Source organism: Pannonibacter anstelovis (assembly GCF_036881715.1).
GTDB classification, from domain to species: Bacteria; Pseudomonadota; Alphaproteobacteria; order Rhizobiales; family Stappiaceae; genus Pannonibacter; species Pannonibacter anstelovis.
Genome location: NZ_JBAKBF010000006.1, coordinates 77,889 through 102,176, shown reverse-complemented (window position 1 = coordinate 102,176; position 24,288 = coordinate 77,889). Strand labels below are relative to the sequence as shown.

The following is a 24,288-nucleotide window of genomic DNA, read 5'->3' as shown; positions in this document are numbered from 1 at the left end:
TGTCAGCATCGAAAGCCCTGATGCAAACTCAGGGCTGCTCCATCGCAGCGTGCCACTCTTCGAGGAAGCGCGCGCGGGTCAGCTTGTCGAGCTGGGCCAGCAGGCCAGGGTCCAGGCGTATTGGCCGCAGATGCGGGCGCTCGGTGTAGACACCCGGATCTATCGGCGGCAGGCCAGCCCGCTCTGTGAGCAGCTTCTGGCCCGAAGGAGAAACGAGAAATGCCAGAAAGTCCTGCGCCAGGCCCGGATACGGGGCATTTGAGGGCACCAGAGCCGTCCGCAGCAGGGTTATGGTGAAGTCTTCGAGTTCGATCACCTCGAAGCCTTCCCTTGCCACCTTGTCGCGCGGCATGTAGCTGCCCAGAACATTGTAGGCGATCAGCAGCTTCTTCGTCTGGATGTCCGCGATCATTTCTCCCGAACAGCAATACAGTCTGGCATCCAGCCTGCCCATGACCTCCGCCAGCCGCCAGAACGTGTCGCTCATGCGTGCATCCTGGGCCGCAAACAGATAGCCGGCGCCGGCTACGGCAGGGTCGTATGTGCCGATGCGTCCGCGGAACCGCTCTGGATTGTCGCGCATCAGATTGATCAGGTCCCGCCGTGTGCGGGGCACCTGAAGACCGCCTGCCAGCGCCTCATCCGCCAGAAGCACGACAGCCGGCTCCTGCGCCACCCCCACCAGCCGGTCGCGCCAGCGCGCCCATGAGGGGCGGGCAGCGATGATTTCCTGCCGCAGCGGCTGGGTCAGTCCATCATTTGCCAGTTTCATTTGCAGGTCCATGGCGGATGAAATGACAAGGTCAAACACCTCGCCATCCTTCGCCACCGCATCATAAAGCCCCTGGCTGGGCGATACGATGTAGTGGATGGCAATGGACGGGTGCTCCTGGATGTAGCCCTCGATCACCGGCTGGAAGACATCAATATCCGTGCTCGACACGATGCGGATCTCATTGGGTGCAGAGGCCAGGCCGAAGCGCTTCTCCGCTTCAATCGTGAAACCAAATGCCTGTGTCTGGACTGCAAGAAGTAACGAAGACAAGCCAATGAGTTGCAGTCCTGTCCTGAAAACTTGAACGAGGAGCTTGCGTGCTTCGGAGACGGGTGAAGCGTGTGTCATGCGCTTTCCTCCTGCATCCCGGTCAGCGGCAGCATCAGCGTTGCCAGGGCGCCGCCCCCCTCTGCCGGAACCAGACTGAATTGCCCGTCCATCACGGCTGCTGCCTCCGTCACGATCGTCAGGCCAAGGCCGGAGCCGATCACGTCGTCAACATTCGTTCCCCGCTGAAAACGGCCAGAGAGGGTGCCACCGGTCTGGCCGTCCAGCCCCCGGCCATGATCGCGGCAGGTCAGCTCGGCCAGCGGCCCCCGGCGCTGCAGCGCAAGGTGGATGTCCGTATCCGGCGGCGAATACTTGATGGCATTGTCGATGAGATTGCGGATCGCGGCCTCGAGCAGCACAGCATCGCCAAAGGTAATCAACGGCTCGTCAGGGCACGACAGCTGGATGTGAATGTCCTTGAGATCGGCAGGTGTCCTGTAGCGCTCCGCCAAAGCTGCGGTCACCCGGCCAAGGTCAATCTCGCTGAAGCTCTGATGACCGGCACGGTAGGCCACTGTGGCATGGTCCAGCAGCTGGCTGGTGGAGCGGGAACCTTCGTCAACGGCGCGGATCAGGCTGCGCATACGCTGACGCATGGCCTCGTCAGAGGCGAGGCGCAGCGCCAGTTCCGCTTCACTGCGGATGGTGGCCAGCGGCGTGCGGATGTGGTGGGCGGCCTCGGCAATGAAGGTTTCCGTCTGCGCCAGCGTTCCCCGCAGGCGCGTGATGAAGCTGTTGAGCGCAGACATCAGCGGCACAAGTTCGGCCGGGGCAGGGTGGCGCACGGGGCGCAGGTCCCGCGGGCCGCGCCGTTCCATGGCGGCGGCCAGTTTTTCGATGGGCCGCAACAGGCGCGAGGCCGCCAGCAGTGACAAGGGGATGGCAGCCAGAAACACGGCAAGGCCAAGCGCTGCCGCCCGGTTGGCAAGCCTTGCGGCAATGGCGTTCTGCGCTTCGCGCGTCTGCCCGACCATGACGAGCAGCCGCACGGGCCCCTCGTCAATCACGAGATTGCGGGCGACTGCCGCGATACGCAGATTGGCTTCGCGGTAGACTGCGGTGTAAAAGACCGGCTCCAGCGAAGAGGGAGTCTTTGCGGGTTCCGGCAGATCTTCGTAGCCGGTCAAATCGCGGCCGCCGATCATGATGCGGTAGAAAATCCGTTCTTCGCCCATGGCCGACAGGATGGAGAAGGTGCCGGAGGGCAATTCCACCAGCGGTCCGCCATCGACACTCCTCAGTTCCTCGGCAATCGCTGTGGTCGCGGCGCCCAGAATGCCGTCAAGCGTCGCTTCCGAGGCCTGTTCGGAGCTGATACGAACGGCAAAGAAGAGGGCAATGGCGAGAATGGCGGAGAGCCCGAGAAGCTGGGTGATCAGCCGGCGGCGCAGGGACGGGGAATAGGGCGGGACAGTGCCGCCGCCGGACTTCCGTCCGTCCGTCCGCGCGCTCATGCGCCTGTCAGCCTGTAACCGAGGCCACGCAGCGTTTCGATGCGCACCGTGCTGCCCTGCAGCTTCTTGCGCAGCCGGCCGACATAAACCTCGATGGCATTGTCTGTGACCGGTTCGGAGTAGGAGAACAGCCGGTCACACAGATGATCCTTTGACAGGATGCGCCCGGGGGCAGCCAGAAACACTTCGAAAAGCCGCAGTTCGCGGCTGCGCAGCTCCCGGCTCTCGCCTGCGACGATCACCTGGCCGGCCAGCGGATCGAACACCAGGTCGGCGAAGCGCTGTTGCGAGTTGGGGGGCGCGCCGCGCCGGCGCAGGACCGCCCTGCAGCGTGCTTCCAGTTCAGCGAAGTCGAAGGGCTTGGTGATATAGTCGTCTGCGCCCATGTCGAGCGTGCCCACCCGGTCGGAGACCGAGGAGCGCGCCGTCATCACGATCACTGGCGTCGCATCGCCCTTCTGCCGCTGCGCCGCGAGAAAGGCGCGCCCGTCTCCATCCGGCAGCATGATGTCGAGAAGGATCAGATCATAGTCCGCAGACGCGAGGCACGAGCGTGCGGTTTCAAGGTCTGGTGCGTGGTCAACGGCATGGCCTTCCAGCGTCAGCCGTTCCTGAACGGAGCGCGCAAGGTCCCCATTGTCCTCAATGAGCAGGAACCGCAAGACCATCCCCCCTGAAATTTATACCTGTGACAGGTTTGTGTCAGGTTTGGACCAAACTATGGCGGGACGCAAGAGGTCCGGACAGGCCTTGCGGATTGATACCATTGCCCCAGGGAGGAGAACCAGGGATGAAAACTACGCTTAAGGCGCTTGCGCTTGGCGCCATGATCGGTGCTGGCATGACCACCGTTGCTGCGGCAACGGAATGCATTGCTCCGGCAAACCCCGGCGGCGGCTGGGACTTCACCTGCCGTCAGATCTCCCAGATCATGTATGAGATCGGTGCTGTGCCGAACCCGGTACAGGTCACCAATATGGCTGGTGCTGGCGGCGGTGTGGCCTATACGCATGTCGTGGCCGAACGCGGCAATGATGCCGACGTTTTTGTGGCAGCTTCCTCCGCAACGACCACCCGTCTGGCCCAGAATGCCTTCTCCGGCATGAAGGCAGATCAGGTGCGCTGGCTCGGCACCATCGGTGGTGACCCAGGTGTCATCGTCGTGGCCAAGGACAGCCCCTACAAGACCATCAATGACCTGATTGAGGCCGTCAAGACTGATCCCTCCAAGAATGCCTTTGCGGGCGGTTCGGCGGTGGGTGGCTTCGACCACCTCAAGGTTCTGATGATGATGAACCGGGCCGGCTTCAAGGACGTGCGCGCCATCAAATACATCGGCGTCGACGGTGGCGCAGACGCGATCACCCAGACTGTGGGCGGTTTCACTGCGGCGATGACCGGTGACATCTCGGAAATCTCCGGCTTCATCAAGTCCGGCGACGTGCGCGCGCTGGCCGTCTTTGCCGAAGAGCGTGTGGCTGCCTTCCCGGACATTCCGACCGCCAAGGAACAGGGTCTCGATCTCGTTGCCATGAACTGGCGCGGCGTTTATGTCCCGAAGGACATCTCGGACGAAGAGTTCAACGTCTGGTCTGACCGCCTGCAGAAAGTTGCCGCCTCTGAGCAATGGAAGAAGGTCATGGCCGACAATGGTCTGGCTCCCTACACGCTGATCGGCCCGGACTTCGAGGCATGGGTTTCGAATAACATTTCGGAAATCGAGCAGATTTCCCGTGATATCGGGATCATCAAATAATGAAAGGTGACCGGATCTTTGGTCTGGTCATGATCATCGTGGCGCTGGGGTACCTCCTCAGCGCCACACAGATCGAGACCAGTTTCCTGTCGGACCCGATCGGTCCGCGGGTGTTTCCCTACATCATCGGCGGCGTGACCATTCTCGCCTCCCTCACCATGATCCTGCGCCCGGATCCGGACGTGGAATGGCCCTATGGCCTGATGCTTGCCAAGCTCGGCTTTACGCTGGTGCTGCTGCTGGCCTACGCGATGATGATCCGCCCGCTCGGCTTCATCATCCCGACGTTCATCGCCGCCGGCATCATCAGCTACCAGATCGAGTCGCGCCCGCTTCCGGCACTGCTGACCGGTGCAGGCCTCTCGATCGGGCTGTTCGTGCTCTTCAAGTTTGTCCTCGGTCTCGGCCTGCAGGCTCTGCCGCGCGCACTGATGGGGTGAGGAAATATCATGGATATCCTGTCTAATCTGGCGCTTGGATTTTCCATTGCGCTGACGCCGACGACTCTGTTTCTTGCAATCGTCGGCTGCTTTCTGGGTACCATCATCGGTGCATTGCCGGGCCTCGGGCCATCAAACGGCGTGGCGCTGCTGATCCCGATTTCCTTCACCCTTGGCCTTGATGCCATGTCGGCGCTGGTGCTGCTGACATCAGTCTATTACGGCTGCATGTATGGCGGGCGCATCTCGTCGATCCTGCTCAACATTCCCGGCGATGAACCGGCGATGATGACGACGCTCGACGGCTATCCCATGGCCCGCAAGGGCAGGGCAGGGGACGCTCTGGTCATTTCGGCTGTGGCGTCTTTCGTCGGCGCGTTTCTGGCCACTGTTGGCCTGATGGTCATGTCACCGCTGCTGGCCCGGGTGGCCTTCCAGTTCGGCCCGGCAGAATATTTCGCCCTCTATCTTCTGGCGTTCTGCACGCTCGGCGGACTTGGCTCGAACAACCAGGCCAAGGCAGCGCTCGCTGCCGCCCTCGGCCTTGGGCTGGCCATGGTCGGTCTCGACAAGACCACCGGCATGCCGCGCTTCACCTACGGTGAACTGCATCTGATGGATGGCATCGACTTCCTTGTTGCCATCGTTGGTCTGTTTGCCGTCTCGGAAATCTTCTTCTTCATCGAGAGCCACGGCAAGAACAGCGCCATCGGCGTGAAGATCGAGTCGAACCGTATCCCGTGGAAGGACATCTGGCTGACCCGCTGGACCATGCTTCGCGCAACGGTGATCGGGTTCATTGCGGGCGTCCTGCCGGGCGCGGGTGCGTCTCTTGGCTCCTTTCTCGCCTATGCCGGCGAAAAGGCCATTGCCAAGGACAAGCACACTTTCGGTACCGGAAACCCGAAAGGCATCGCAGCGCCTGAGGCCGGTAACAATGCCGCGGCCGGTGGCGCGCTGATCCCCATGCTGACCCTCGGCGTGCCGGGCTCTGGCACCACGGCAGTGCTGCTGGCCCTGCTGCTGACGCTCAACATCACCCCGGGCCCGCTGCTTTTCACCGAGCGTCCGGAAATCGTCTGGGGCCTGATCGCCTCGCTCTTCATCGGTAACTTCGTGCTGCTGATCCTCAACATCCCGATGGTGAAGATCTTCGTGCACATCCTGTCGGTTCCCAGCTACATCCTGCTGCCGGGCGTGACGATGATTGCCTTCGTCGGCATCTTCTCGCTGACGGGATCGTCCTTCGACATGCTGATGATGGTGGGCTTCGGCGCTTTGGGCTACATCCTGCGCAAGCTGGATATTCCGACCGTGCCGGTGATCCTGGGCATCCTGCTCGGCAACCAGATGGAAGACAACCTGCGCCGCGCCATGGTGCTGTCGGATGGGGACTGGACTTACCTGTTCTCTTCGGGCATTGCCATTGGTCTCTGGACTGCGGCCGTGCTGGGCTTCCTTGCCCCCATCTTCCTGCGCCGTTTCCTCAAGAAGCCGCTGCCGGACAGTGAGACGGCTGCCGCAGACGTAGCGGCTGCAGACAAGGACTAAGACATGACCACTCGCGTGCTGGTGCCTTCAGGCGTCCTCGGGCTGGGGTTTGACCGGGAGGCGCTGGCCCGCGGCGTCGGTCTGCGCCCCGACATCATCTGCATTGACGGGGGCTCCACTGACAGTGGACCCTACTCACTCGGAGCGGGGGTGTCCAAGTACTCCCGCGCCGCCACCAAGGCCGAATGGCGCGACCTGATGAAGGCCCGCGCCGAAGCCGGTGTCCCGCTTGTCATCGGCACGGCCGGCACCTGCGGTGCCGATGCGACCGTTGACTGGATGTATGAAATCACCTGCGAACTGGCAGCCGAGCTTGGCCAGAAGCTCAAGGTGGCCAGAGTCTACTCCAGCCAGCCGGCAGAGCGCATCATCAAGGCTCTGGAGGGGGGGCGCATCCAGCCCCTGACCCCGGCGCCGGAAATCTCCGCAGAGCTGATCGGCTCCCTCTCCAACATCGTTGCACTGGCTGGCGCGGAACAGATACAGGCCGCGCTGGAGACTGGTGCCGACATCGTCATCGCCGGACGCACAACCGACACAGCCACCATCTGCGCCTTGCCGCTTGCCCGCGGAGAACATCCGGGCGGTGCCTGGCATGGGGCCAAGATCGCAGAATGCGGCGCATTGTGCTCCACCAATCCCACCTCGGGCGTGATCATGGTGGACTTCGACAAGGACGGGTTCACTGTTGAGCCGCTGGCGGCAAATGCTGCCTGCACACCCCATTCCGTGTCCGCCCACATGCTTTATGAGAATTCCGATCCCTATCAGCTCTATGAGCCGGGCGGTTATCTCGACGTGCGCGGCTCCCGCTACACGGCACTTGATGACCGCAGGGTCCGCGTGGAAGGCTCACGCTGGGTCGAGGGGCACTATACGGTGAAGCTGGAGGGCGCGCGCGTGGCTGGCTACCAGACCACCATCATGGCCATCCTGCGCAATGAACGCTATGTGCGTGAGGCCCGCGCCTGGGTGGAGCGGCTGACCGGTTTCCTCACCCGAGAGATCCGCTCCCGCATGGGGCTGGAGCCGGGCGCATATGACCTGCAGTTCCGCCTCATTGGCGTGGACGGGGCGCTCGGTGCCATGGAAAACCGCAAGGGCGATCCGGTCGAGATTGGCGTTCTGGGCATCGTGACTGCTGAAACACAGGCGATTGCCTCTGAAATCGGCAAGCTCATCAACCCCTTCGTGCTTCATTACCCGCTGACGGACAATGAGGAGCTGCCGACTTTTGCGTTCCCCTATTCTCCGGCTCAGTCGGACCGCGGTGCGCTGTATGAGTTTGCTCTCAACCATGTGCTGGAGCTGGACGACCCCATGTCTGCCTTCCGCATTGCCGTGACGGAGATCTGAGATGGCGCGTCTGGGTGATATTGTCCTGAAGGTCCGCTCCAAGAACGCAGGCCCCTTCTGGGTGACCGTAGATGTGTTCTGCGGTAGTGACGAGGTTTTCAAGCGTGTCGTGCCGTCGTTGAAGACGGCGGATGTTGCGGCCTTGTTCCACACCGAACCGCAGCTGCTCAAGCGTTTCGACATAGAGGATCTGTCGGTCATCAAGTTCAGCTTTCCGCGCCCGGTGGTGCAGGGCAGCGCAGATGACCGCGACATGCACGGCGCGCAATGGGCCGTGCTGCTGGAAGAAGCCGGAGTGGAAACCGCCTGAGCAGGGCGCCCTGCCGGCCGGTCCGCCTCCACTTGCTGCAAGAAAGACCGGTTGCCGCCAGATAGCGGCAGCCGGTCATTTTACCTCAGGCCTTCATTGCCGCCATGGCCTGCGCCAGGTCCGCGATGAGGTCACGCGTGTCTTCAAGCCCGATATGCAGGCGCACGCTCTGGCTGAGTGGAACGGGCGTTCCGGCCGTGCGCAGGCCCTTCAGCTTCACCGGAATGGCAAGGCTTTCAAAGCCGCCCCAGGAATAACCAAGGCCGAACAGCTTCAGCGAATTGAGGAAGGTGATGGCCTGCTGCTCCGTGACGTCCGGCGTGAAATCAAAGGCAAAGAGCCCGCAGGCGCCCTTGAAATCCCGCTTCCAGAGGGAGTGGCCCGGATCCTGCGGCAGGGCGGGGTAACGGATCGCGGCCACGCAGCTCTGCTCCGCCAGCCAGTTCGCGACTTCCAGCGCGTTGCGCATATGCCGTTCGAGGCGGACCGACATGGTCCTGAGGCCGCGCAGCGCGAGATAGACATCGTCCGGGCCCACATGCAGGCCAAGGTTACCGTGCATCTCCAGCAAACCGGGCCAGGCACGCGCACTGGCCGCTACAGTGCCGATCATCACGTCCGAATGGCCGACGATATATTTGGTGCCTGCCTGGATCGACAGGTCCACTCCATGGGCCAGCGGCTGGAAGAAGACCGGTGTCGCCCAGGTGTTGTCCATGAGCACGAAGGCGCCAATCTCGCGCGCAGCAGCGGCAATGGCTGGCACGTCCTGCATCTCGAACGTGAGTGAGCCGGGCGCTTCAAGGAAGACCGCTTTCGTGTTGGCCTTGAACCGCTTTCTGATTCCCTCCGCAGCCCAGGGTTCGAAATACTCAATCTCGATGCCGTAGCGCGGCAGGATCGTGTCGCAGAAATGCCGCGTAGGGCCATAGACCGTGTCTGCCACAAGAAAATGGTCGCCAGCCCTGAGGCAGGAGAGGCAGGCGAGGGAGATCGCATTGAGACCGGATGTGGCGAGTTTGGCGCCAGCTGCCCCCTCGATGGCAGCGATCGCCTCCTCCAGAGCCTCGGTCGTGGGCGTGCCGCGGCGGCCGTAGGAGTACTTTTGCGCGCCCGGCGCCATGGCCTCGACACTGGGGAAAAGGACGGTGGAAGCATGGACCACCGGCGGGTTCACAAAGCCGTGAAAGTCTCCCGGTTGCCGGCCTGCGTGTACCAGCACCGTGTCCAGTTTCTGATCAATCTCTGCCATTTTGTTACTCGTGTTGACTTTCTATGCAGCGGGAGGTGGAAGAGTGGCGGGTCTCAAGATGAAATAATCGTTTTACCACTCTGCGGCCTCTTGACCCGTCGCGTCAAATGCCATCGAATGGCCACATTGGGGCTCGGGTAGCGGCGCTATTCCGACCTCGCGTTCTGCGTGAGGGAGGACTGGAGCCCGGCACGGCCGGGCAGGGGGTCCAGCAGCTGGAAAAAGCGATGTGGAACACCCGGGTTCCGATGAAAAACACAGATGGGTAACAAAAAAAGGCTGCAAATCCATGAAAGCGAAATTCATTCCGATGATGCTCGGCGCGACTGTCGTTGCTGCTGCTGCGACCTCCGCGTCTGCCGGCACGCTCGATGATGTCAAGGCCAAGGGCTTCATTCAGTGCGGCGTGAGCCAGGGTCTGCCCGGCTTCTCCAATCCGGACGCGCAGGGCAACTGGAGCGGCCTTGACGTGGACGTCTGCCGTGCAGTTTCCGCAGCTATCTTCGGTGATGCCAACAAGGTCAAGTATTCGCCGCTGAGCGCCAAGGAGCGGTTCACCGCCCTGCAGTCGGGTGAAATCGACGTTCTGTCGCGCAACACCACCTGGACGTCCTCGCGCGATACATCGCTGGGCCTGAACTTCACCGGCGTAACCTATTATGACGGCCAGGGCTTCATGGTGCGCAAGTCGCTGGGCGTGACGTCCGCACTTGAACTGTCCGGCGCCTCCGTCTGCACGCAGACCGGCACCACGACAGAGCTGAACATCGCCGATTACTTCCGCTCCAACAACATGCCTTACGAAGTCGTTGCCTTCGAGAAGGCCGACGAAGTGGTCAAGGCCTATGATGCCGGCCGCTGCGACGTGTTCAGCACGGACGCTTCGGGTCTCTATGCCGAGCGCCTGAAGCTCGCGAACCCGGCAGATCATGTCGTTCTTCCGGAGATCATCTCCAAGGAGCCGCTTGGGCCGGTGGTCCGTCATGGCGACGACCAGTGGTTCGATCTGGTGAAGTGGAGCCTCTTCGCCATGATCAACGCTGAAGAGCTTGGCATCACTTCTGCCAACGTGGAAGAGATGAAGTCTTCCGAGAACCCGGAAATCAAGCGTCTGCTCGGCGCCGAGGGTGACTTCGGCCAGCAGCTTGGCGTGGGCAATGACTGGGTCGTCAACATCGTCAAGGGCGTCGGCAACTACGGCGAGTCCTTCGACCGCAACGTCGGTCCGGACACCCCGCTGGGCATCGCACGTGGCCTGAACGCCCTGTGGACCAAGGGTGGCCTGCAGTACGCTCCGCCGGTCCGCTAACCGCCAGACTTGACGGGATCCTTGCGGATCCCGGGATCTGCGTCCCGGCCGGTGAAAGCTGGCCGGGACTTGCGTAATCAGGATGCCGGCAAAGACTGAAAATCCAGCGGCTGGCATCAGGGGACAAAACAGCCGTTACTCTGTCGACGGGGTCTGGAGAACGGCGAACGCATGACAGGTGCCGCAACAAGAGCACCGGTGCGTCTTTGTTTGGCGAGGGAATATGACAACTCGGGAAAACGGCGCAGCATCCTCCAGCCGGGGATCGCTGGTCAACGACCCGCATGTTCGAGGCATTTTCTTTCAGCTGCTGCTGATCACGGTTCTGGTGGTGGTTGGCTATGTCATCGTATCCAATACGATTGCCAATCTGCAGCGTCAGAATATTGCCTCAGGTTTCGGGTTTCTTGACCGGGTCTCAGGATTCGGTACCTCTCAAAGCCTGATCGAATATTCGGAGTCTTCGACTTTCGGTGACGCCCTTCTGGTGGGCTTTCTCAACACGCTGCTTGTTGCCGTCATCGGCATCATGTTTGCGACGGTCTTCGGCTTTGTCGTTGGTGTGGCACGCCTTTCGAAGAACTGGGTTATCTCGCGGCTGGCGTATTGCTACGTTGAGCTGCTGCGCAACATTCCGCTGCTGCTGCAGATCTTCTTCTGGTATTTTGCGGTTCTGCGGGCAGTGCCGGGCAAGCGGGAAAAATGGTCCCTGTTTGACACTTTCCATCTGAATATCGCCGGCATCTGGCTGCCCAAGCCCTTGTTCGGGCCAGGCTCTTCTGCGATCGGAATTGCGCTCATCATCGCCATCGTGGCGTCCATCGTAATCAAGACCTGGGCACGCAAGCGTCAGGAGGCAACGGGCCAGCAGTTTCCGGTGTTCCTGACCGCTTTCGGGCTCATCATCGGTCTGCCGCTCATTGCCTATCTGGCATCAGGCATGCCGGTGTCCTTCGAGCATCCGGTGTTCAACGACAGCGGCCCCATCCTTCAGCGTGGCTTCACGCTTGGCACGGGCATGACGCTGATACCCGAATTCCTGGCCCTGACGCTGGCGCTGGCAATCTACACCTCGGCCTTCATTGCCGAAATCGTGCGTGCCGGCATTCAGGCCGTCAACCACGGCCAGACCGAGGCGGCTCATGCCCTTGGCCTGCGCAATGCGCCAACCCTCCGGCTCGTCATCATCCCGCAGGCGATGCGGGTGATCATCCCGCCGCTGACCAGCCAGTATCTCAACCTGACGAAGAACTCGTCTCTCGCAGTTGCGATCGGCTTCCCCGACCTTGTGTCTCTGGGCGGAACGGTGCTGAACCAGACCGGTCAGGCAATCGAGGTCATTGCGATCTGGATGGTGATCTACCTGTCGCTCAGCTTGATCACGTCTGCCTTCATGAACTGGTATAACCAGAAGATGGCTTTGGTGGAGCGGTAAGGATGAACACCATGGCTGAAACCAAATCTGCTTTTCATATCCGGACGGAGGAGGCCCCGAGCCTTCCAGCGCCGGTATCGACCTCCGGTGCCATCGGCTGGATGAGAACGAACCTGTTCTCCTCCATCGGCAACACCATCCTGACCCTGATCGGCATCCTGATTGCTTATTTGCTGATCGAGCCGCTGATCCAGTTTGCTTTCGTTACGGCCGTCTGGTCGGGTGAAGATCGCAATGCCTGTCTCGTGCCGGAAGGCTCGGGGCAGACGATCGGCGCCTGCTGGGCTTATGTGAAGGCATACTTCCCGCAATTCATCTATGGCCGCTATCCGGCGGACCAGACGTGGCGGGTGGATATCGTCTTCGCGCTCTTCGCAGCCACGCTCATTCCCCTGGCAATCCCGTCAGTGCCGTTCAAGCGGCTCAATGCAGTGCTTTTCATCGTCGGCCTGCCGGTTGTCTCCTATTACCTGCTTACGGGCCTGGTCATCGGCGACAGCGTGATTTTGCCTGTGGTGGAAACCTCCCTCTGGGGCGGTCTTCTGGTGACCCTTGTGATCGCTGTGACGGGCATTGCCGCTTCGCTGCCGCTGGGCATCCTGCTTGCCCTCGGGCGCCGCTCCACGATGCCGGTCGTGAAGTTGTTCTCGGTGATTTTCATCGAGTTCTGGCGCGGTGTGCCTCTGATCACCGTGCTGTTCATGTCCTCGGTGATGCTGCCGCTGTTCCTGCCGGAAGGCATGAGCTTCGACAAGCTGCTGCGCGTGCTGATCGGCGTAACGCTCTTCTCTGCGGCCTATATGGCGGAGGTTGTGCGTGGTGGCCTGCAGGCCATTCCGAAAGGGCAGTATGAGGGGGCAATGGCGCTTGGATTGGGCTTCTGGCAGATGATGCGTCTCATCATTCTGCCGCAGGCGCTCAAGCTCGTCATTCCAGGCATCGTGAACACGTTCATTGGCCTGTTCAAGGATACGACACTGGTTCTGATCGTCGGCATGTTCGACCTTCTGGGCCAGATCCAGTCCTCGTTTACGGATCCGACCTGGGCAACGCCGGTCACCAGCCACACAGGTTATCTGTTTGCTGCGGCGATCTTCTTTGCCTTCTGTTTCGGCATGTCCCGCTACTCCATCTACATGGAGCGGCGGCTGAACACGGGCCACAAACGCTAGAGCGACCGTTGACAGGCTGGCGCGGAGTGCCGCGCCGCCTCCGATCCCTGGATATTCTGGAGTAAACCCATGAGTGAAAACGCAGTCTCAGAAGTTGAAATCGCGGTTGACCGCAGCAAGATGACCGTGTCCGACACGGATGTGGCGGTCGAGATCAAGGACATGAACAAGTGGTACGGGGATTTCCACGTGCTGCGCGATATCAATCTGAAGGTCATGCGCGGTGAGCGCATCGTTATCTGCGGCCCGTCCGGCTCGGGCAAGTCGACGATGATCCGTTGCATCAACCGTCTCGAAGAACATCAGAAGGGGCAGATCATCGTCGACGGCATCGAACTGACCGATGACCTGAAGAAAATCGACGAGATCCGCCGCGAGGTTGGCATGTGCTTCCAGCACTTCAACCTGTTCCCGCACCTGACCATTCTGGAAAACTGTACGCTTGCTCCGATCTGGGTGCGCAAGATGCCGAAGAAGCAGGCCGAGGAAATCGCCATGCACTACCTGACCCGGGTGAAGATCCCCGATCAGGCGCACAAATATCCGGGGCAGCTCTCCGGTGGCCAGCAGCAGCGTGTGGCCATCGCCCGCTCTCTCTGCATGAACCCGAAGATCATGCTGTTTGATGAGCCGACCTCGGCGCTCGATCCGGAAATGATCAAGGAAGTTCTGGACGTGATGGTCAACCTTGCCGAAGAAGGCATGACCATGCTTTGCGTCACCCATGAAATGGGCTTCGCCCGCAAGGTCGCCAACCGCGTGATCTTCATGGACGCTGGCCAGATCGTGGAAGAGAACGAGCCGGAGCAGTTCTTCCTCAATCCGCAGCACGAGCGGACCAAGCTGTTCCTGAGCCAGATTCTGCATCACTGAGCAGGTACGCCCGGCCCGGGTTCCGGGCCGCCGCACAGAAGTTAAAATCTGGCCCCGGACCGGAAGGTCCGGGGCCTTGCCTTTATACGGCGGTGACTAAAATACTGAAGAAAAATGCATTGTATATTTTCACAATAATCACCTGCCTGAAGCCGCTATTTCCCTCTCAGTCTTGGAGGATTTATCTTCAAGGATTTGCCGTAAACAGCCTGTAAGTCATCTCTTGCGGAAATGTGTGCTGATTTACTTGGCGTTATCGGGCTTGAGGTAGTCTGGAACGGAAATTATCAGCCGCCCGTCATTGTCTGCCGTAGAGGGTTGTTCGACGCATGACTGTTTTCAGAGCCTTTCACGATCTTGCTGCCAAGGTCATCGCCTGTTCTGCTGCTGCACTTGCGCTTACGGCGCTCGTTCCTGCTTCCGCTCAGGATCGCAGCCTGCCTTTCGATCTGATCGGCAAATGGAAGGCTGAGGAAATCCAGGGTGAACTGCCGAAGAGTGGCGCGGACAGCATCCTGGAAATTGAGGAGGCTGGGACCGTCGCGGGCTCAGGTGGCTGCAACACCATCTTTGGGCAGGTCCGGCAGAGTGGTGGAGTGCTGAAGATCGGGCCTTTGGCGGTCACCCGCAAGGCTTGCGCGCCCGCCATCATGGATCAGGAGCGCAAGTTTGTGGAAGCGATCAATGCGGCGACGGACTATCGCGGCGAGCGGGGCTCCCTGACCTTGCTCAACGCGAAGTCTGAGACGGTTCTGCGCCTGTCGCTGATGTGACTGCAAGTGGCCGGAACAGCGACGCCTGCTCCGTTCGCCGGGGCAGGCTTCGCTGTTTTCGTTTGTCGTGCTGCCTTCAGCCGGTGACGACGGGTGTGTCGGGCAGGCTGCCCCATTCGCTCCACGAGCCATCATAAAGGCTCAGGTCTTTGTGGCCGAGAAGCGTGAGGGCAAGGGTGATGACTGCCGCAGTGACGCCGGAGCCGCAAGAGGTGGTCACCGGACGTGAAAGGTCCACGCCCGCATCCAGAAACACCTGGCTGAGATCCCCGTTTGACTTCATCGTGCCATCCGCATTCAGAAGCTCGGTAAACGGCGTGCTGATGGCGCCGGGCATATGGCCGGAGCGCAGGCCCTCACGTGGTTCCTGCACTTCCGCACGGAAGCGTGCACCGGCGCGGGCATCCAGCACCTGACGGCTGCCGCTGTCCACGATCGCCCGCATGGCATCGATATCCGTCACGGCGCCATTGTGCAGGCGGGCGGTGAAGTGGCGCTCCGGCCGTGTCACATTCCCATCCTCCACCGGCCGGCCTTCGGCCTTCCATTTCGGCAGGCCGCCGTCGAGGATGAAGACGCGTTCAGCCCCCATGGTCTTCAGCATCCACCAGCCGCGCGGGGCGGAGTAAAGGCCGACCGTGTCATAGAACACCAGCGTCATGCCATCGCCCACGCCCAGTTTCCGCATCATCGACGAGAACGCCGTCGGCTGCGGCAGCATATGGGGCAGGGGGCTCGCCTTGTCGGCAATGGCGTCGATATCGAAGCGGATGGCACCGGGAATGTGTTCTGCCAGATATTCCGCATTGGCATCGCGGCCGGTGTTGGGCAGATGCATGGACGCATCGAGCACAAGGACATCCGGTGCCTCAAGGCGGCTGGCGAGCCATTCGGTGCTGACGAGGGGCGGGCGGTTCATGGTTGATCTCCGGTGCAGCAGGGCAGGTCTGGTTCTGAGAAAGGGATCAGTCTGCGAGGCGGATTCGGATCCGCCGGTTCAGCTTGCCCTTTTTTTCCATTTTCGTGATCTCAACGCGCCCGATCTCGGATGTGCGTGACACATGGGTGCCGCCGCAGGGCTGGAGGTCGAAGTCCTCGCCGATGCGTACCAGGCGCACCTTGCCGCTGCCGCGCGGGGGGCTGACGCTCATGGACTTGATCAGGCCGGGATTGGCATCCAGCTCTTCATCCGTGATCCATTCCATGGTCACTGCCATGTCCTTGCCCACCGCTTCGCGGATCGCGGCCTCTATTGTCTCGCGTTCTGGCGGCTCGGGCATATCGAGGTCGATGCGGCTTTCCTCGGCGCCAATCTGGCAGCCGGTGATCTTGGTCTTCAGTACGGCACAGATGATGTGGAGCGCGGTGTGCATGCGCATGAAGCGGTAGCGCTGCGCCCAGTCCACATGCACGGTCACGGTCTCACCTGCCTCTGGCAGGGCTTCTCCGGCTGCCGGAATATGCCGGTGCCCTGTCTTGCCGTCTGCATAGAGGGCGGTGGTGATGGCAGTCCGGCTGCCATCGGCACGCTCCAGATAGCCACAGTCGCCGGGTTGGCCGCCGCTGGTGGCATAGAACACAGTCCGGTCCAGTACGATGGCGCCGTCTCCGGTAATTTCCACCACCCGCGCTTCGCAGCTGCGCAGGTAGGAATCATCGCGGAAAAGGGGTTCGGTCATCTGAAAGGCTCCGGTATCGGATAGGGCGGGGCCGCACGGTAGCACGCTCTGCCGCTGCCGCAAGCCTTGAAAGGAGCTGAAATGACTGGGCTGCCCTAGAGGATTGGCGAAAACAGCCGGGCGCTCTGGGCAAGGACCCTGAAGGCATAGGAGCGCTTGTCGAGGTCATCCGGCCCGGTCTGCCGTGCGTGGGCAAAGTCCTCCTTCAGCATGGCGGCAATCTGGGCGATAAAACCAGGGCTGGTGAACCAGAGTGTGATTTCGAAATTGATCCGGAAGGACCGGTTGTCGAAATTCACCGTACCCACAGAGGCCAATTCATCATCCACCAGCACGACCTTCTGATGCAGGAAGCCATCCAGATAGCGGTAGACCTTGATGCCGTGGTTCACCATGTCATCCGCATAGGCGTGGCTGGCCAGCCAGACCAGCCGGTGGTCGGCCTTTTGCGGCAGCAGCACCCGCACATCGACGCCCCGCATGGCGGCTGCATAAAGCGCCGTCTGCACATCCGGGCCGGGCACGAAATAGGGGCTGACGATCCACAACCTATGGCGGGCGCGGGAGATGGCTTCCGTAAAGGCGATGGAGCAGTCCTCCAGCGGATCAGCCGGACCCGTTGGCATCACAAGGACGGCTTCGTCGCCGGGGGATTCGTACGGGCCGGGCGAGAAGAAATCCAGCGGCTCGCCGCAGGCCCAGTGCCAGTCTTCGGCAAAGGAGAGGGTACAGCCGAGTGCCGCCGGGCCGCTGATCTTCACATGGGTATCACGCCAATGGCCGAAATCCGGGTCCTTGCCGAGGTATTCGTCGCCGACATTGTGCCCGCCGACCCAAGCATGACGGTTGTCCACGACAACGACCTTGCGGTGGTTGCGGTAGTTGATCCGCATTGGCCCAAGGATCCGCAGGTAGTGGTGCGTTTCGTTGAAGCCCGAAACATGGATGCCGTGCCGGCGCAGCCGCCGGATATAGGCCTTTGGCAGGCCCTTGGAGCCGATCTCGTCATAAAGGAAATAGACCCGAACGCCTTGCCGGGCCTTCTCGATCAGGAGGTCTGCAAGCGTGCGGCCAAGCACATCGCTGCGCACGATGAAGAACTGCACCAGAACTACGGTTCTGGCTTCTGAAATGCCCTGCAGGATCGAGGAGAACGTGGCATCGCCATCGATCAGCAACTCGCAGCGGTTGCCGGAGATGAAGGGCAGGTTGGCGACGCGCGAAAGCACCTGCCAGTCCGTGGTCGCGGCCCTGTCGGCGATGCCGATCTGCCGGGCGCGGCGGCTGCGCTCGTCCCGGCCCATCTTGCGCTGCACATCGGCATAGTCGTCGAACTGCTTCCAGCCGAAGACGAGATAGAGAAAGATGGTTGGAAAGGGCAGGAAGAACAGCGACAGAAGCCAGGCGATTGTGCCTTGCGCCGTGCGGCTGTTCATCACCTCCCGCACGGCACAGATGGCCGCAATGGCGTAAAGCGCTGCCGTAACCGCGGCGATGATGCCGAGATTGTTCAGGATCGTATCGGCGAGACTGACATCCGTGAGGACATCCCGGCCGATGGACGTGGCAGCGCCCTCCATGGGCGTGGTCCTTATTTCAGAGGAAAGGCGCCTTCAGCCCGGACCGGCTTTCCAGCCACGCTGGAACCGGCAGTGACTTGGAGCGCAGGAACTCCGGATTGTAGAGCTTGGACTGATAGCGCGAGCCGTGGTCGCACAGGATGGTCACAACCGTGTGGCCGCGGCCCAGATCCCGCGCAAGACGGGCGGCGCCGGCGATGTTGATGGCACTGGAGCCGCCCAGAAGCAGGCCTTCGTTTTCCGCCAGATCGAACAGCAGCGGTATGGCTTCCTCATCGGTCACCAGATAGGCCTTGTCCACCTTGATGTCCTCGATGATCGGCGTGACGCGCCCAAGGCCGATGCCTTCGGACACGGAGCCGCCGGGCGAGGATTCCGCCTTGCCGGTGGTAAAGAGGGAGTACATCGCCGCGCCGCGCGGATCCGCACAGCCAATGACGATGTCCTGCTTCTGCTGCCGCAGATAGGTGGAGGTACCCGCCAGCGTGCCGCCGGTGCCGACTGCGCAAATGAAGCCATCCACCTTTCCGTCCGTGTCGCGCCAGATCTCGGGACCGGTGCTGACGAAATGCGCCTTGCGGTTGTCGAGGTTGTTCCACTGGTCGGCAAAGAGCACGCCATTGGGTTCATTCTTCGCCAGTTCTTCGGCAAGGCGCCGGGCGACGTGCTGGTAGTTGTTGGGGTCGGAGAAAGGCTTAACCGGCACTTCGACGAGCTCGGCGCCAGCAAGGCGCAGCATGTCCTTCTTTTCCTGACTCTGGCTGTCCGGCATGACGATGACGGTCCGGTAGCCGCGCGCACGGGCAACAAGCGCAAGGCCGATGCCGGTGTTGCCGGCCGTGCCTTCAACGATCAGGCCGCCGGGCTTCAGATCGCCGCGCGCTTCGGCTTCCAGGATCATCTGCCTGCCGGCGCGGTCCTTCACCGACTGGCCGGGGTTCATGAACTCCGCCTTGCCCAGGATCTCGCAGCCCGTCTCGTCAGAAAGCCGGTTGAGACGGATGAGCGGAGTGTTGCCGATGGCTTCGACGGCGGAGGAATAAAGGGTCATGGTGATCCAGTGTTACTGTTTTCTGGTTGAAACGGCTTGTGCGCAAGCTAATGGTCCAAAGGCGCCGGATCAAGTAACGCGGCTGCAATCTGACGTGTCATGCGTGGAAGGTTTTTCTGCATCTTCGCTTAAATGGAAACGGAAAACCCCCGTCTTGGCCCTGGCAGCATCTTGCCGGAATAGGGCAGTTTATCTAGTTTTCCTTGCTAACACGCAGAAAGACGTGATCCGGGCACCAAAGACCGCCGTAGAGCAGGAAAAGCTGCTCACCCAAAAGATGGCACCTAGGCACTTCATATGGAAATTACCACTGGACTGGACGAATTGCTGGCAGGATATGTCGCCGGAAGGCTGGCAGAACCCGCGCGCGTCCTCGTATCATCTCATCTGGAATTGTCGCCCCGCCATCGCGGGTACGTCCGCTCGCTTGAGGCCTTGGCCGGGGCAGAGCTGGACAACACCGCGCCGGTTGAGCTGACCAGCCGGGATGCCCGCCTTGAGGCCATTCTCGGCCTGCCGGTCATGCCGGAACGGCGCATCCAGCCCTGCGAGTCATTCGATCCGCGTCTTCCCTCCAGCCTGCGCGGCCTGCTGGGCCGCAACACGCTGGATGGCCTGAAGTGGCGCAGCCTGATGCCGGGCGTGAAGGAGTTCAAGTTCGGCGAAATGGATGGCTGCACGGCGAGCCTCCTGTGGATCAAGGCCGGCCGAGCCGTTCCGTCCCATACTCATGATGGCCAGGAACTGACGCTCGTTCTGCAGGGCGGCTTCTCCGACACGGATGGCCATTATGTGCGCGGGGATCTCGCCTTTGCCGATGATCACGTCGATCACAAGCCCATCGCCGATGACGATGAGGACTGCATCTGCTTTGCGGTCACCGAAGGCCATTTGCGGCTGACTGGCCCGCTGGGCCGCCTTATCGCTCCGTTCATGCGGATGTGAGAGTGGGGCAGCATAAGTATGCCCGTTTCGCTGCTGTGCTGCTGAAAGTCAGAGCACCATACCCATAGCGCGCCGTCCCCGCCTTGGGCGGGGACCTGTGATAGGTGGCATTCCTGAATGCGTGCTCAAGCTGTCACTCCGGCCAAGCGCAGCGCGCGCGAGTGTCTGCTCGCCTCCAGAGAGCTGAGCCAATATCAAGCCTTGCGGCGGGCTCCTGCACAGAGCCAGAGGCTGCATCCCGCCAGATCCAAAGTCCGTCAATTTTCGTAGAAACTCCAGACACAGGAGTTTCAGGTGACAGATTATACGGCAACCCCTTCGGACGGTTCGGCATGGATCACGGGCGCCAGTTCCGGCATCGGCCGGGCAGTGGCGCTGGAGCTGGCGCGGGCCGGCTTCAAGGTTGCGGTGACGGCCCGTTCGGCAGAGGCTCTTGACAGCCTTGCCGGGGAGGCTGCAGGCCTTGCCGGGTCGATCCACGCCTATCCCGGCGACGTCACCGATGCGGCCGCCATGGCCGCCATTGCTGGCAGCATTGAGGCAGAACTTGCGCCGCTTGCCCTCGTCATCGCCAACGCGGGGGTCTATATCCCGGTCGATGGTCTTGATGGCTCTGCAGAGGCTTACGCGCAGACCTTCGATGTCAATCTGAAGGGCACCGTGCATGTGGTGCTGCCCGCGATTGCCGCTATGAAGGGGCTGGGGCGCGGCCAGATCGCCATTGTCGCCTCTGTCGCTGGCTACAGCGGCCTGCCGACCTCAGCAGCCTATGGGGCGACCAAGGCCGGGCTGATCAATCTGGCCGAGAGCCTGAAGTTCGACCTGGACCGGGTTGGCATCCGCATTCAGGTGGTCTCGCCCGGCTTTGTCGATACGCCTGCGACCAAGGAGAATCCTTTTCCCATGCCGCATCTGATGCCGGTGGAAGAGGCCGCCAGGGCCTTCGTGGCGGGGCTGCGGGCGCGCAAGGGTTTCGAGATTTCCTTCCCCAAGGCCTTCGTCCGGCAGCTCAAGTTTCTGCGGCTGCTGCCCTACAGCCTCTACTTTCCGCTTGTCGCCAAAGCCACCGGCTGGAGCCGCAAGGGGCGGTGAGGGACGCGGAGCGTCCAGCTCAGATTTGCCCGCCCTGTGTTTCGCCGCTGCCTGGCTTGTCCCGCCAGCGCAGGCGGTGTTCCAACTGGCGCAGGGCTACCGACAGGGTGACGGTCATCGACAGATAGATCAGCGCGACAAGATTATACGTCTCGAAATAGCGGAAGTTTCCGGCAGCCGCGACCTTGCCGAGCTGGGTGATATCGGTAACGCCCAGAACCGAGACGAGGGAACTGTCCTTCAGCATGGCGATGAAATCATTGCCGAAAGGCGGCAGCACCACGCGCAGGGCCTGCGGTGCGATGACCAGACGGAAACGCTGCCAGCCAGTGAGGCCAAGCGCCTTGGCCGCTTCCACCTGACCTGGGGCTATCGAGACGATACCGGCCCGGAACACCTCCGCCAGAAAGGCCGAATAGGCAAGGATGAGCGCGGCAACGGCACGCCAGAGCAGGGAGACATCGCGCGTCCTGACTTCGCCAAGGCCAAGGTACCCAGCGAGCCAGTTCCAGCCTTCCACCAGCAGCGGCACACCGGCAAAGGCAATGTAGAGCAGCAGAACGATGATCGGGATGCCGCGGATCAGTTCCACATAGAAGCGGACGAACTGGCGGATGACGGTGAACCGCGACAGGGTGCCGAGCGCCAGCAGCAACCCCAGCAGCGAGGCGCCTGTAAAGGCCGTGGCCGTGACCATCAGCGTGATGCCGATACCCCGCGACAGGGTCGACAGCACCTGCGCCTGCTCAGCATCTCCCAGAGCCTGCGCAAAGGCATAGGCGACCAGAAGCCCCATGGCGGCCAGCCACCATGGAAACTCGGGCGAAGATGGCGAACGGCCGGCCGGGATATGTCTGGCGCGCGGCTTTGGGCGGGCGGGTCCCATTCTTCACGGCTCTCCGGCGGGCATCAGGCTCACTGGCCCATCTTGTAGTCAAGCAGCCATTTCTTATCGAGCGCGGCCATCGTGCCGTCTGCCTTCATCGATGCAATCGCGGCATTGACCGGAGCGACCAGATCCGAGCCCTTCGGGAAGATGAAGCCGAAGTCTTCCGTGCCGAGCTTTTCACCCACGATCTTCAGAGTGCCATTGGAGGTGGAGACATAGCCCTCCGCGGCCGTGCTGTCGGTCAGTACCAGATCCACGTCACCGGTGCGGAGCGCGGCAACCCCGGCACCAAAAGTCTCGAATTTCTTGATGCGCGGGTTGGCCTCGTCGCCATCGAGCACTTCGTAGACACCGACATAGAACGGCGTTGTGCCGGGCTGGGCGGCCATCAGCAGATTGGTATCGGCGGCAAAGCCCTTGGCATCGGAAAACCGGGTTTCATCGGCGCGCACCAGCATCACCATTTCCGAGCGCATGTAGGGATCGGAGAAATCCACCTTGTCCTTGCGGTCGTCACGGATGGTGATGCCATTCATGGCGAAATCATACTCGCCGGCGGCGATGGCAGGTATCATCGCGTCCCAGCTGGAGTTCTGATAGGTGACCTTGGCGTTGAGGCGCTTTGCGATCTCCGCAACCGCATCATATTCCCAGCCCACGGCCTTGCCGGTGCTGTCCATGAACTGCAGCGGCGGATAGGCATTTTCCGTCAGCACCGCGATTTCCCGGCCGCCCAGATCCGGCAGTCCGTCAGCCTGGCCAAGGCCGCTGGTGAAGGGCAGAACCGAGAGAGCGAAGGCCGCAATGCGGGCGAAACGCGGCAGAAGGGCGGTCATGGGTCAGGCTCCCGTTGACAAGAAACGTGTTCCCGACTGTTAGCCGTGAAGGCTGGCTGCGGCAAGCGCTACGGCGTGCAAGTCCTCACCTGCGAAAGAAAAAAGCCGCCCCGGCTTTATTGCGGGGCGGCGGTAAATGGCGGAACTGCGTCAGCTCGCCTTGGCGTAAACGATCTGGCGCACGTCGATATTGCCAGAGCGGAAGCCTGCTTCGCAGTAATGGAAATAGAATTCCCAGAGCCGCTTGAAGCGCTCGTCAAAGCCGAGCGGGGAAATCCGCGGCCAGGCCTCGCGGAAACGCTCACGCCATTCGGCGAGTGTGCGGGCATAATCCTGACCGAAAATGCGCTGTGCCGACAGCTTCAGGCCTTGCCGGCCGCCGATCTCCTGCAGCTTGCCCGGAGGCGGCAGCATACCGCCTGGGAAGATGTAGCGCTGGATGAAGTCCGGCCGGCGGGCATAGTCCTTGAACATGGTGTCCTGGATCGTGATGATCTGCAGACCCGCAAGCCCGCCGGGTTTCAGGCAGGACGACACCTTGTTGAAATAGACAGGCCAGTATTCCTTGCCGACCGCTTCGAACATTTCGATGGAGGCGATCCGGTCGTAGATGCCTGTTTCGTCGCGGTAATCCTGGAACGCAACTTCGACCTTGTCATTGAGGCCAGCTTTGAAGATGCGCTCGCGGGCATAGTCATACTGCTCGCGGGAAATGGTCAAGGCGCGCACATTGGCGCCGATCTCGCCGGCTGCAAACTCGGCAAAGCCGCCCCAGCCGCAGCCGATTTCCAGCACCTTGTGCCCCGGCTTGATGTCGGCAGCCTGCGCCAGTGCCAGATATTTCTTGCGCTGTGCCTCTTCGAGCGAAGCGGTGCTTTCGTCAAAGAGAGCCGAGGAATAGGTCATCGAGGGGTCGAGCCATTCCCGGTAGAAGGCATTGCCAAGGTCGTAATGTGCCGAGATGTTCCGCTGCGAGCCCTTGCGGGTGTTGCGGTTGAGCCAGTGGCGGATCGAAACGGCGAGGCGGAACAGCGGGCTGCCCTGCAGCTTCTCGACTGTCGCATCGCGGTTCACGCAAAACAGTTCAAGGAAGGTGGTTACATCGGAGCTCGACCAGTAGCCGGCCATGAAGGCTTCGCCCACGCCCACATCGCCGCCTTCGGCAGCCATGCGCACGAAGCGCCAGTCGTGCACGCAAAGATCCGCAACCGGTCCCGGTTCCTTTCCCTCGATGCGGAAAGCCTGGCCATCTGGGGTAGTGATGGTCAGCACGCCGTAGCGGAGGGCAAGCACGATGCGCATGCCCATGCGCACAAAGCGGGGCAGGCTGGAAAGCACCTCGCGGGCGTTTGCCTGGGTCAGATGAATGACCTGATGCGACCCGGCATTGGCCGGGGAGGGCAGGGAGGAGGCAAAAGACATGTCGGTCT

At 61.6% G+C, this 24,288-nt stretch carries 23 protein-coding genes; 12 read left to right on the top strand and 11 right to left on the bottom strand.

What is annotated here, in order from left to right; genetic code table 11:
* Positions 1–28: 28 nt before the first annotated feature.
* The 3 genes from V6L75_RS11170 to V6L75_RS11160 are packed head-to-tail and all read right to left on the bottom strand — an operon-like array spanning position 29 to position 3,227.
* Complete coding sequence (locus V6L75_RS11170) at positions 29–1,123, bottom strand: ABC transporter substrate-binding protein (protein WP_334251599.1); 1,095 nt, start codon at positions 1,121–1,123, stop codon at positions 29–31.
* Complete coding sequence (locus V6L75_RS11165) at positions 1,120–2,559, bottom strand: sensor histidine kinase N-terminal domain-containing protein (protein WP_334251598.1); 1,440 nt, start codon at positions 2,557–2,559, stop codon at positions 1,120–1,122. The genes V6L75_RS11170 and V6L75_RS11165 overlap by 4 nt, the downstream gene beginning before the upstream one ends.
* Complete coding sequence (locus tag V6L75_RS11160) at positions 2,556–3,227, bottom strand: response regulator transcription factor (RefSeq protein ID WP_334251597.1); 672 nt, start codon at positions 3,225–3,227, stop codon at positions 2,556–2,558. The genes V6L75_RS11165 and V6L75_RS11160 overlap by 4 nt, the downstream gene beginning before the upstream one ends.
* A 122-nt stretch (positions 3,228–3,349) precedes the next feature.
* Between V6L75_RS11160 and V6L75_RS11155 the strand changes: the two genes are divergently transcribed.
* The 5 genes from V6L75_RS11155 to V6L75_RS11135 are packed head-to-tail and all read left to right on the top strand — an operon-like array spanning position 3,350 to position 7,972.
* A complete protein-coding gene (locus V6L75_RS11155; protein WP_334251596.1) occupies positions 3,350–4,315 on the top strand; it encodes a Bug family tripartite tricarboxylate transporter substrate binding protein in 966 nt (321 codons plus the stop codon).
* Positions 4,315–4,755, top strand: coding sequence for a tripartite tricarboxylate transporter TctB family protein (locus tag V6L75_RS11150; protein ID WP_334251595.1), 441 nt, complete (start codon positions 4,315–4,317; stop codon positions 4,753–4,755). Before V6L75_RS11155 ends, V6L75_RS11150 begins: the two co-directional genes overlap by 1 nt.
* 9 nt (positions 4,756–4,764) lie before the next feature.
* Complete coding sequence (locus V6L75_RS11145; RefSeq protein ID WP_334251594.1) at positions 4,765–6,306, top strand: tripartite tricarboxylate transporter permease; 1,542 nt, start codon at positions 4,765–4,767, stop codon at positions 6,304–6,306.
* A 3-nt stretch (positions 6,307–6,309) separates the two neighbouring features.
* Positions 6,310–7,662: an acyclic terpene utilization AtuA family protein gene (locus tag V6L75_RS11140; RefSeq protein WP_334251593.1), complete on the top strand. Its 1,353-nt coding sequence runs from the start codon at positions 6,310–6,312 to the stop codon at positions 7,660–7,662.
* 1 nt (position 7,663) lies between these two features.
* The gene (locus V6L75_RS11135) at positions 7,664–7,972 is read left to right on the top strand and encodes a DUF4387 family protein (RefSeq protein ID WP_334251592.1); all 309 of its coding nucleotides are present in this window, start codon (positions 7,664–7,666) and stop codon (positions 7,970–7,972) included.
* An 85-nt stretch (positions 7,973–8,057) separates the two neighbouring features.
* Here the strand turns inward: V6L75_RS11135 and metC are convergent, their stop codons facing one another.
* Entirely contained in the window at positions 8,058–9,224 is a 1,167-nt protein-coding gene (metC, locus tag V6L75_RS11130) for a cystathionine beta-lyase (protein ID WP_334251591.1), read from the bottom strand.
* A gap of 310 nt (positions 9,225–9,534) precedes the next feature.
* On the opposite strand from metC, the gene V6L75_RS11125 reads away from it, so the two are divergent.
* The 5 genes from V6L75_RS11125 (at position 9,535) to V6L75_RS11105 (ending at position 14,786) form a co-directional block, all read left to right on the top strand.
* Positions 9,535–10,533, top strand: a complete 999-nt coding sequence (locus V6L75_RS11125) for an amino acid ABC transporter substrate-binding protein (RefSeq protein ID WP_425498759.1) — start codon at positions 9,535–9,537, stop codon at positions 10,531–10,533.
* Between the two features lie 223 nt (positions 10,534–10,756).
* The gene (locus V6L75_RS11120; protein ID WP_334251589.1) at positions 10,757–11,968 is read left to right on the top strand and encodes an amino acid ABC transporter permease; all 1,212 of its coding nucleotides are present in this window, start codon (positions 10,757–10,759) and stop codon (positions 11,966–11,968) included.
* Positions 11,969–11,970: 2 nt separating this feature from the next.
* Positions 11,971–13,140: an amino acid ABC transporter permease gene (locus V6L75_RS11115; RefSeq protein ID WP_425498755.1), complete on the top strand. Its 1,170-nt coding sequence runs from the start codon at positions 11,971–11,973 to the stop codon at positions 13,138–13,140.
* Positions 13,141–13,209: 69 nt separating this feature from the next.
* Positions 13,210–14,013 carry an amino acid ABC transporter ATP-binding protein gene (locus V6L75_RS11110; protein WP_334251587.1) on the top strand — a complete coding sequence of 268 codons (804 nt, stop codon included), beginning with the start codon at positions 13,210–13,212 and terminating at the stop codon, positions 14,011–14,013.
* A 329-nt stretch (positions 14,014–14,342) separates the two neighbouring features.
* The gene (locus V6L75_RS11105; RefSeq protein ID WP_334251586.1) at positions 14,343–14,786 is read left to right on the top strand and encodes an META domain-containing protein; all 444 of its coding nucleotides are present in this window, start codon (positions 14,343–14,345) and stop codon (positions 14,784–14,786) included.
* A 76-nt stretch (positions 14,787–14,862) separates the two neighbouring features.
* Here V6L75_RS11105 and sseA read toward each other — a convergent pair whose 3' ends face one another.
* The 4 genes from sseA to V6L75_RS11085 all read right to left on the bottom strand — a co-directional run bounded on the left by sseA (position 14,863) and on the right by V6L75_RS11085 (position 19,096).
* Entirely contained in the window at positions 14,863–15,705 is an 843-nt protein-coding gene (sseA, locus tag V6L75_RS11100; protein WP_334251585.1) for a 3-mercaptopyruvate sulfurtransferase, read from the bottom strand.
* 46 nt (positions 15,706–15,751) lie between these two features.
* Positions 15,752–16,465 carry an alanyl-tRNA editing protein gene (locus V6L75_RS11095; protein ID WP_334251584.1) on the bottom strand — a complete coding sequence of 238 codons (714 nt, stop codon included), beginning with the start codon at positions 16,463–16,465 and terminating at the stop codon, positions 15,752–15,754.
* Positions 16,466–16,560: 95 nt separating this feature from the next.
* Positions 16,561–18,045 (bottom strand): cardiolipin synthase, encoded by a 1,485-nt coding sequence (cls, locus tag V6L75_RS11090; RefSeq protein ID WP_334251583.1) that lies wholly within the window; start codon positions 18,043–18,045, stop codon positions 16,561–16,563.
* 16 nt (positions 18,046–18,061) lie between these two features.
* Positions 18,062–19,096: a cysteine synthase A gene (locus tag V6L75_RS11085; protein ID WP_334251581.1), complete on the bottom strand. Its 1,035-nt coding sequence runs from the start codon at positions 19,094–19,096 to the stop codon at positions 18,062–18,064.
* Between the two features lie 297 nt (positions 19,097–19,393).
* Between V6L75_RS11085 and V6L75_RS11080 the strand changes: the two genes are divergently transcribed.
* The gene (locus tag V6L75_RS11080) at positions 19,394–20,041 is read left to right on the top strand and encodes a ChrR family anti-sigma-E factor (protein ID WP_334251580.1); all 648 of its coding nucleotides are present in this window, start codon (positions 19,394–19,396) and stop codon (positions 20,039–20,041) included.
* Positions 20,042–20,335: 294 nt separating this feature from the next.
* Positions 20,336–21,133, top strand: a complete 798-nt coding sequence (locus V6L75_RS11075; protein ID WP_334251579.1) for an SDR family NAD(P)-dependent oxidoreductase — start codon at positions 20,336–20,338, stop codon at positions 21,131–21,133.
* A gap of 19 nt (positions 21,134–21,152) precedes the next feature.
* On the opposite strand, the gene V6L75_RS11070 is transcribed toward V6L75_RS11075, so the two are convergent.
* The 3 genes from V6L75_RS11070 to V6L75_RS11060 all read right to left on the bottom strand — a co-directional run bounded on the left by V6L75_RS11070 (position 21,153) and on the right by V6L75_RS11060 (position 24,280).
* Entirely contained in the window at positions 21,153–21,929 is a 777-nt protein-coding gene (locus V6L75_RS11070; protein WP_334251738.1) for an amino acid ABC transporter permease, read from the bottom strand.
* A gap of 119 nt (positions 21,930–22,048) precedes the next feature.
* The gene (locus V6L75_RS11065) at positions 22,049–22,858 is read right to left on the bottom strand and encodes a transporter substrate-binding domain-containing protein (protein WP_334251578.1); all 810 of its coding nucleotides are present in this window, start codon (positions 22,856–22,858) and stop codon (positions 22,049–22,051) included.
* A gap of 150 nt (positions 22,859–23,008) precedes the next feature.
* Entirely contained in the window at positions 23,009–24,280 is a 1,272-nt protein-coding gene (locus tag V6L75_RS11060) for a cyclopropane-fatty-acyl-phospholipid synthase family protein (RefSeq protein ID WP_334251577.1), read from the bottom strand.
* Between the last annotated feature and the right edge of the window lie 8 nt (positions 24,281–24,288).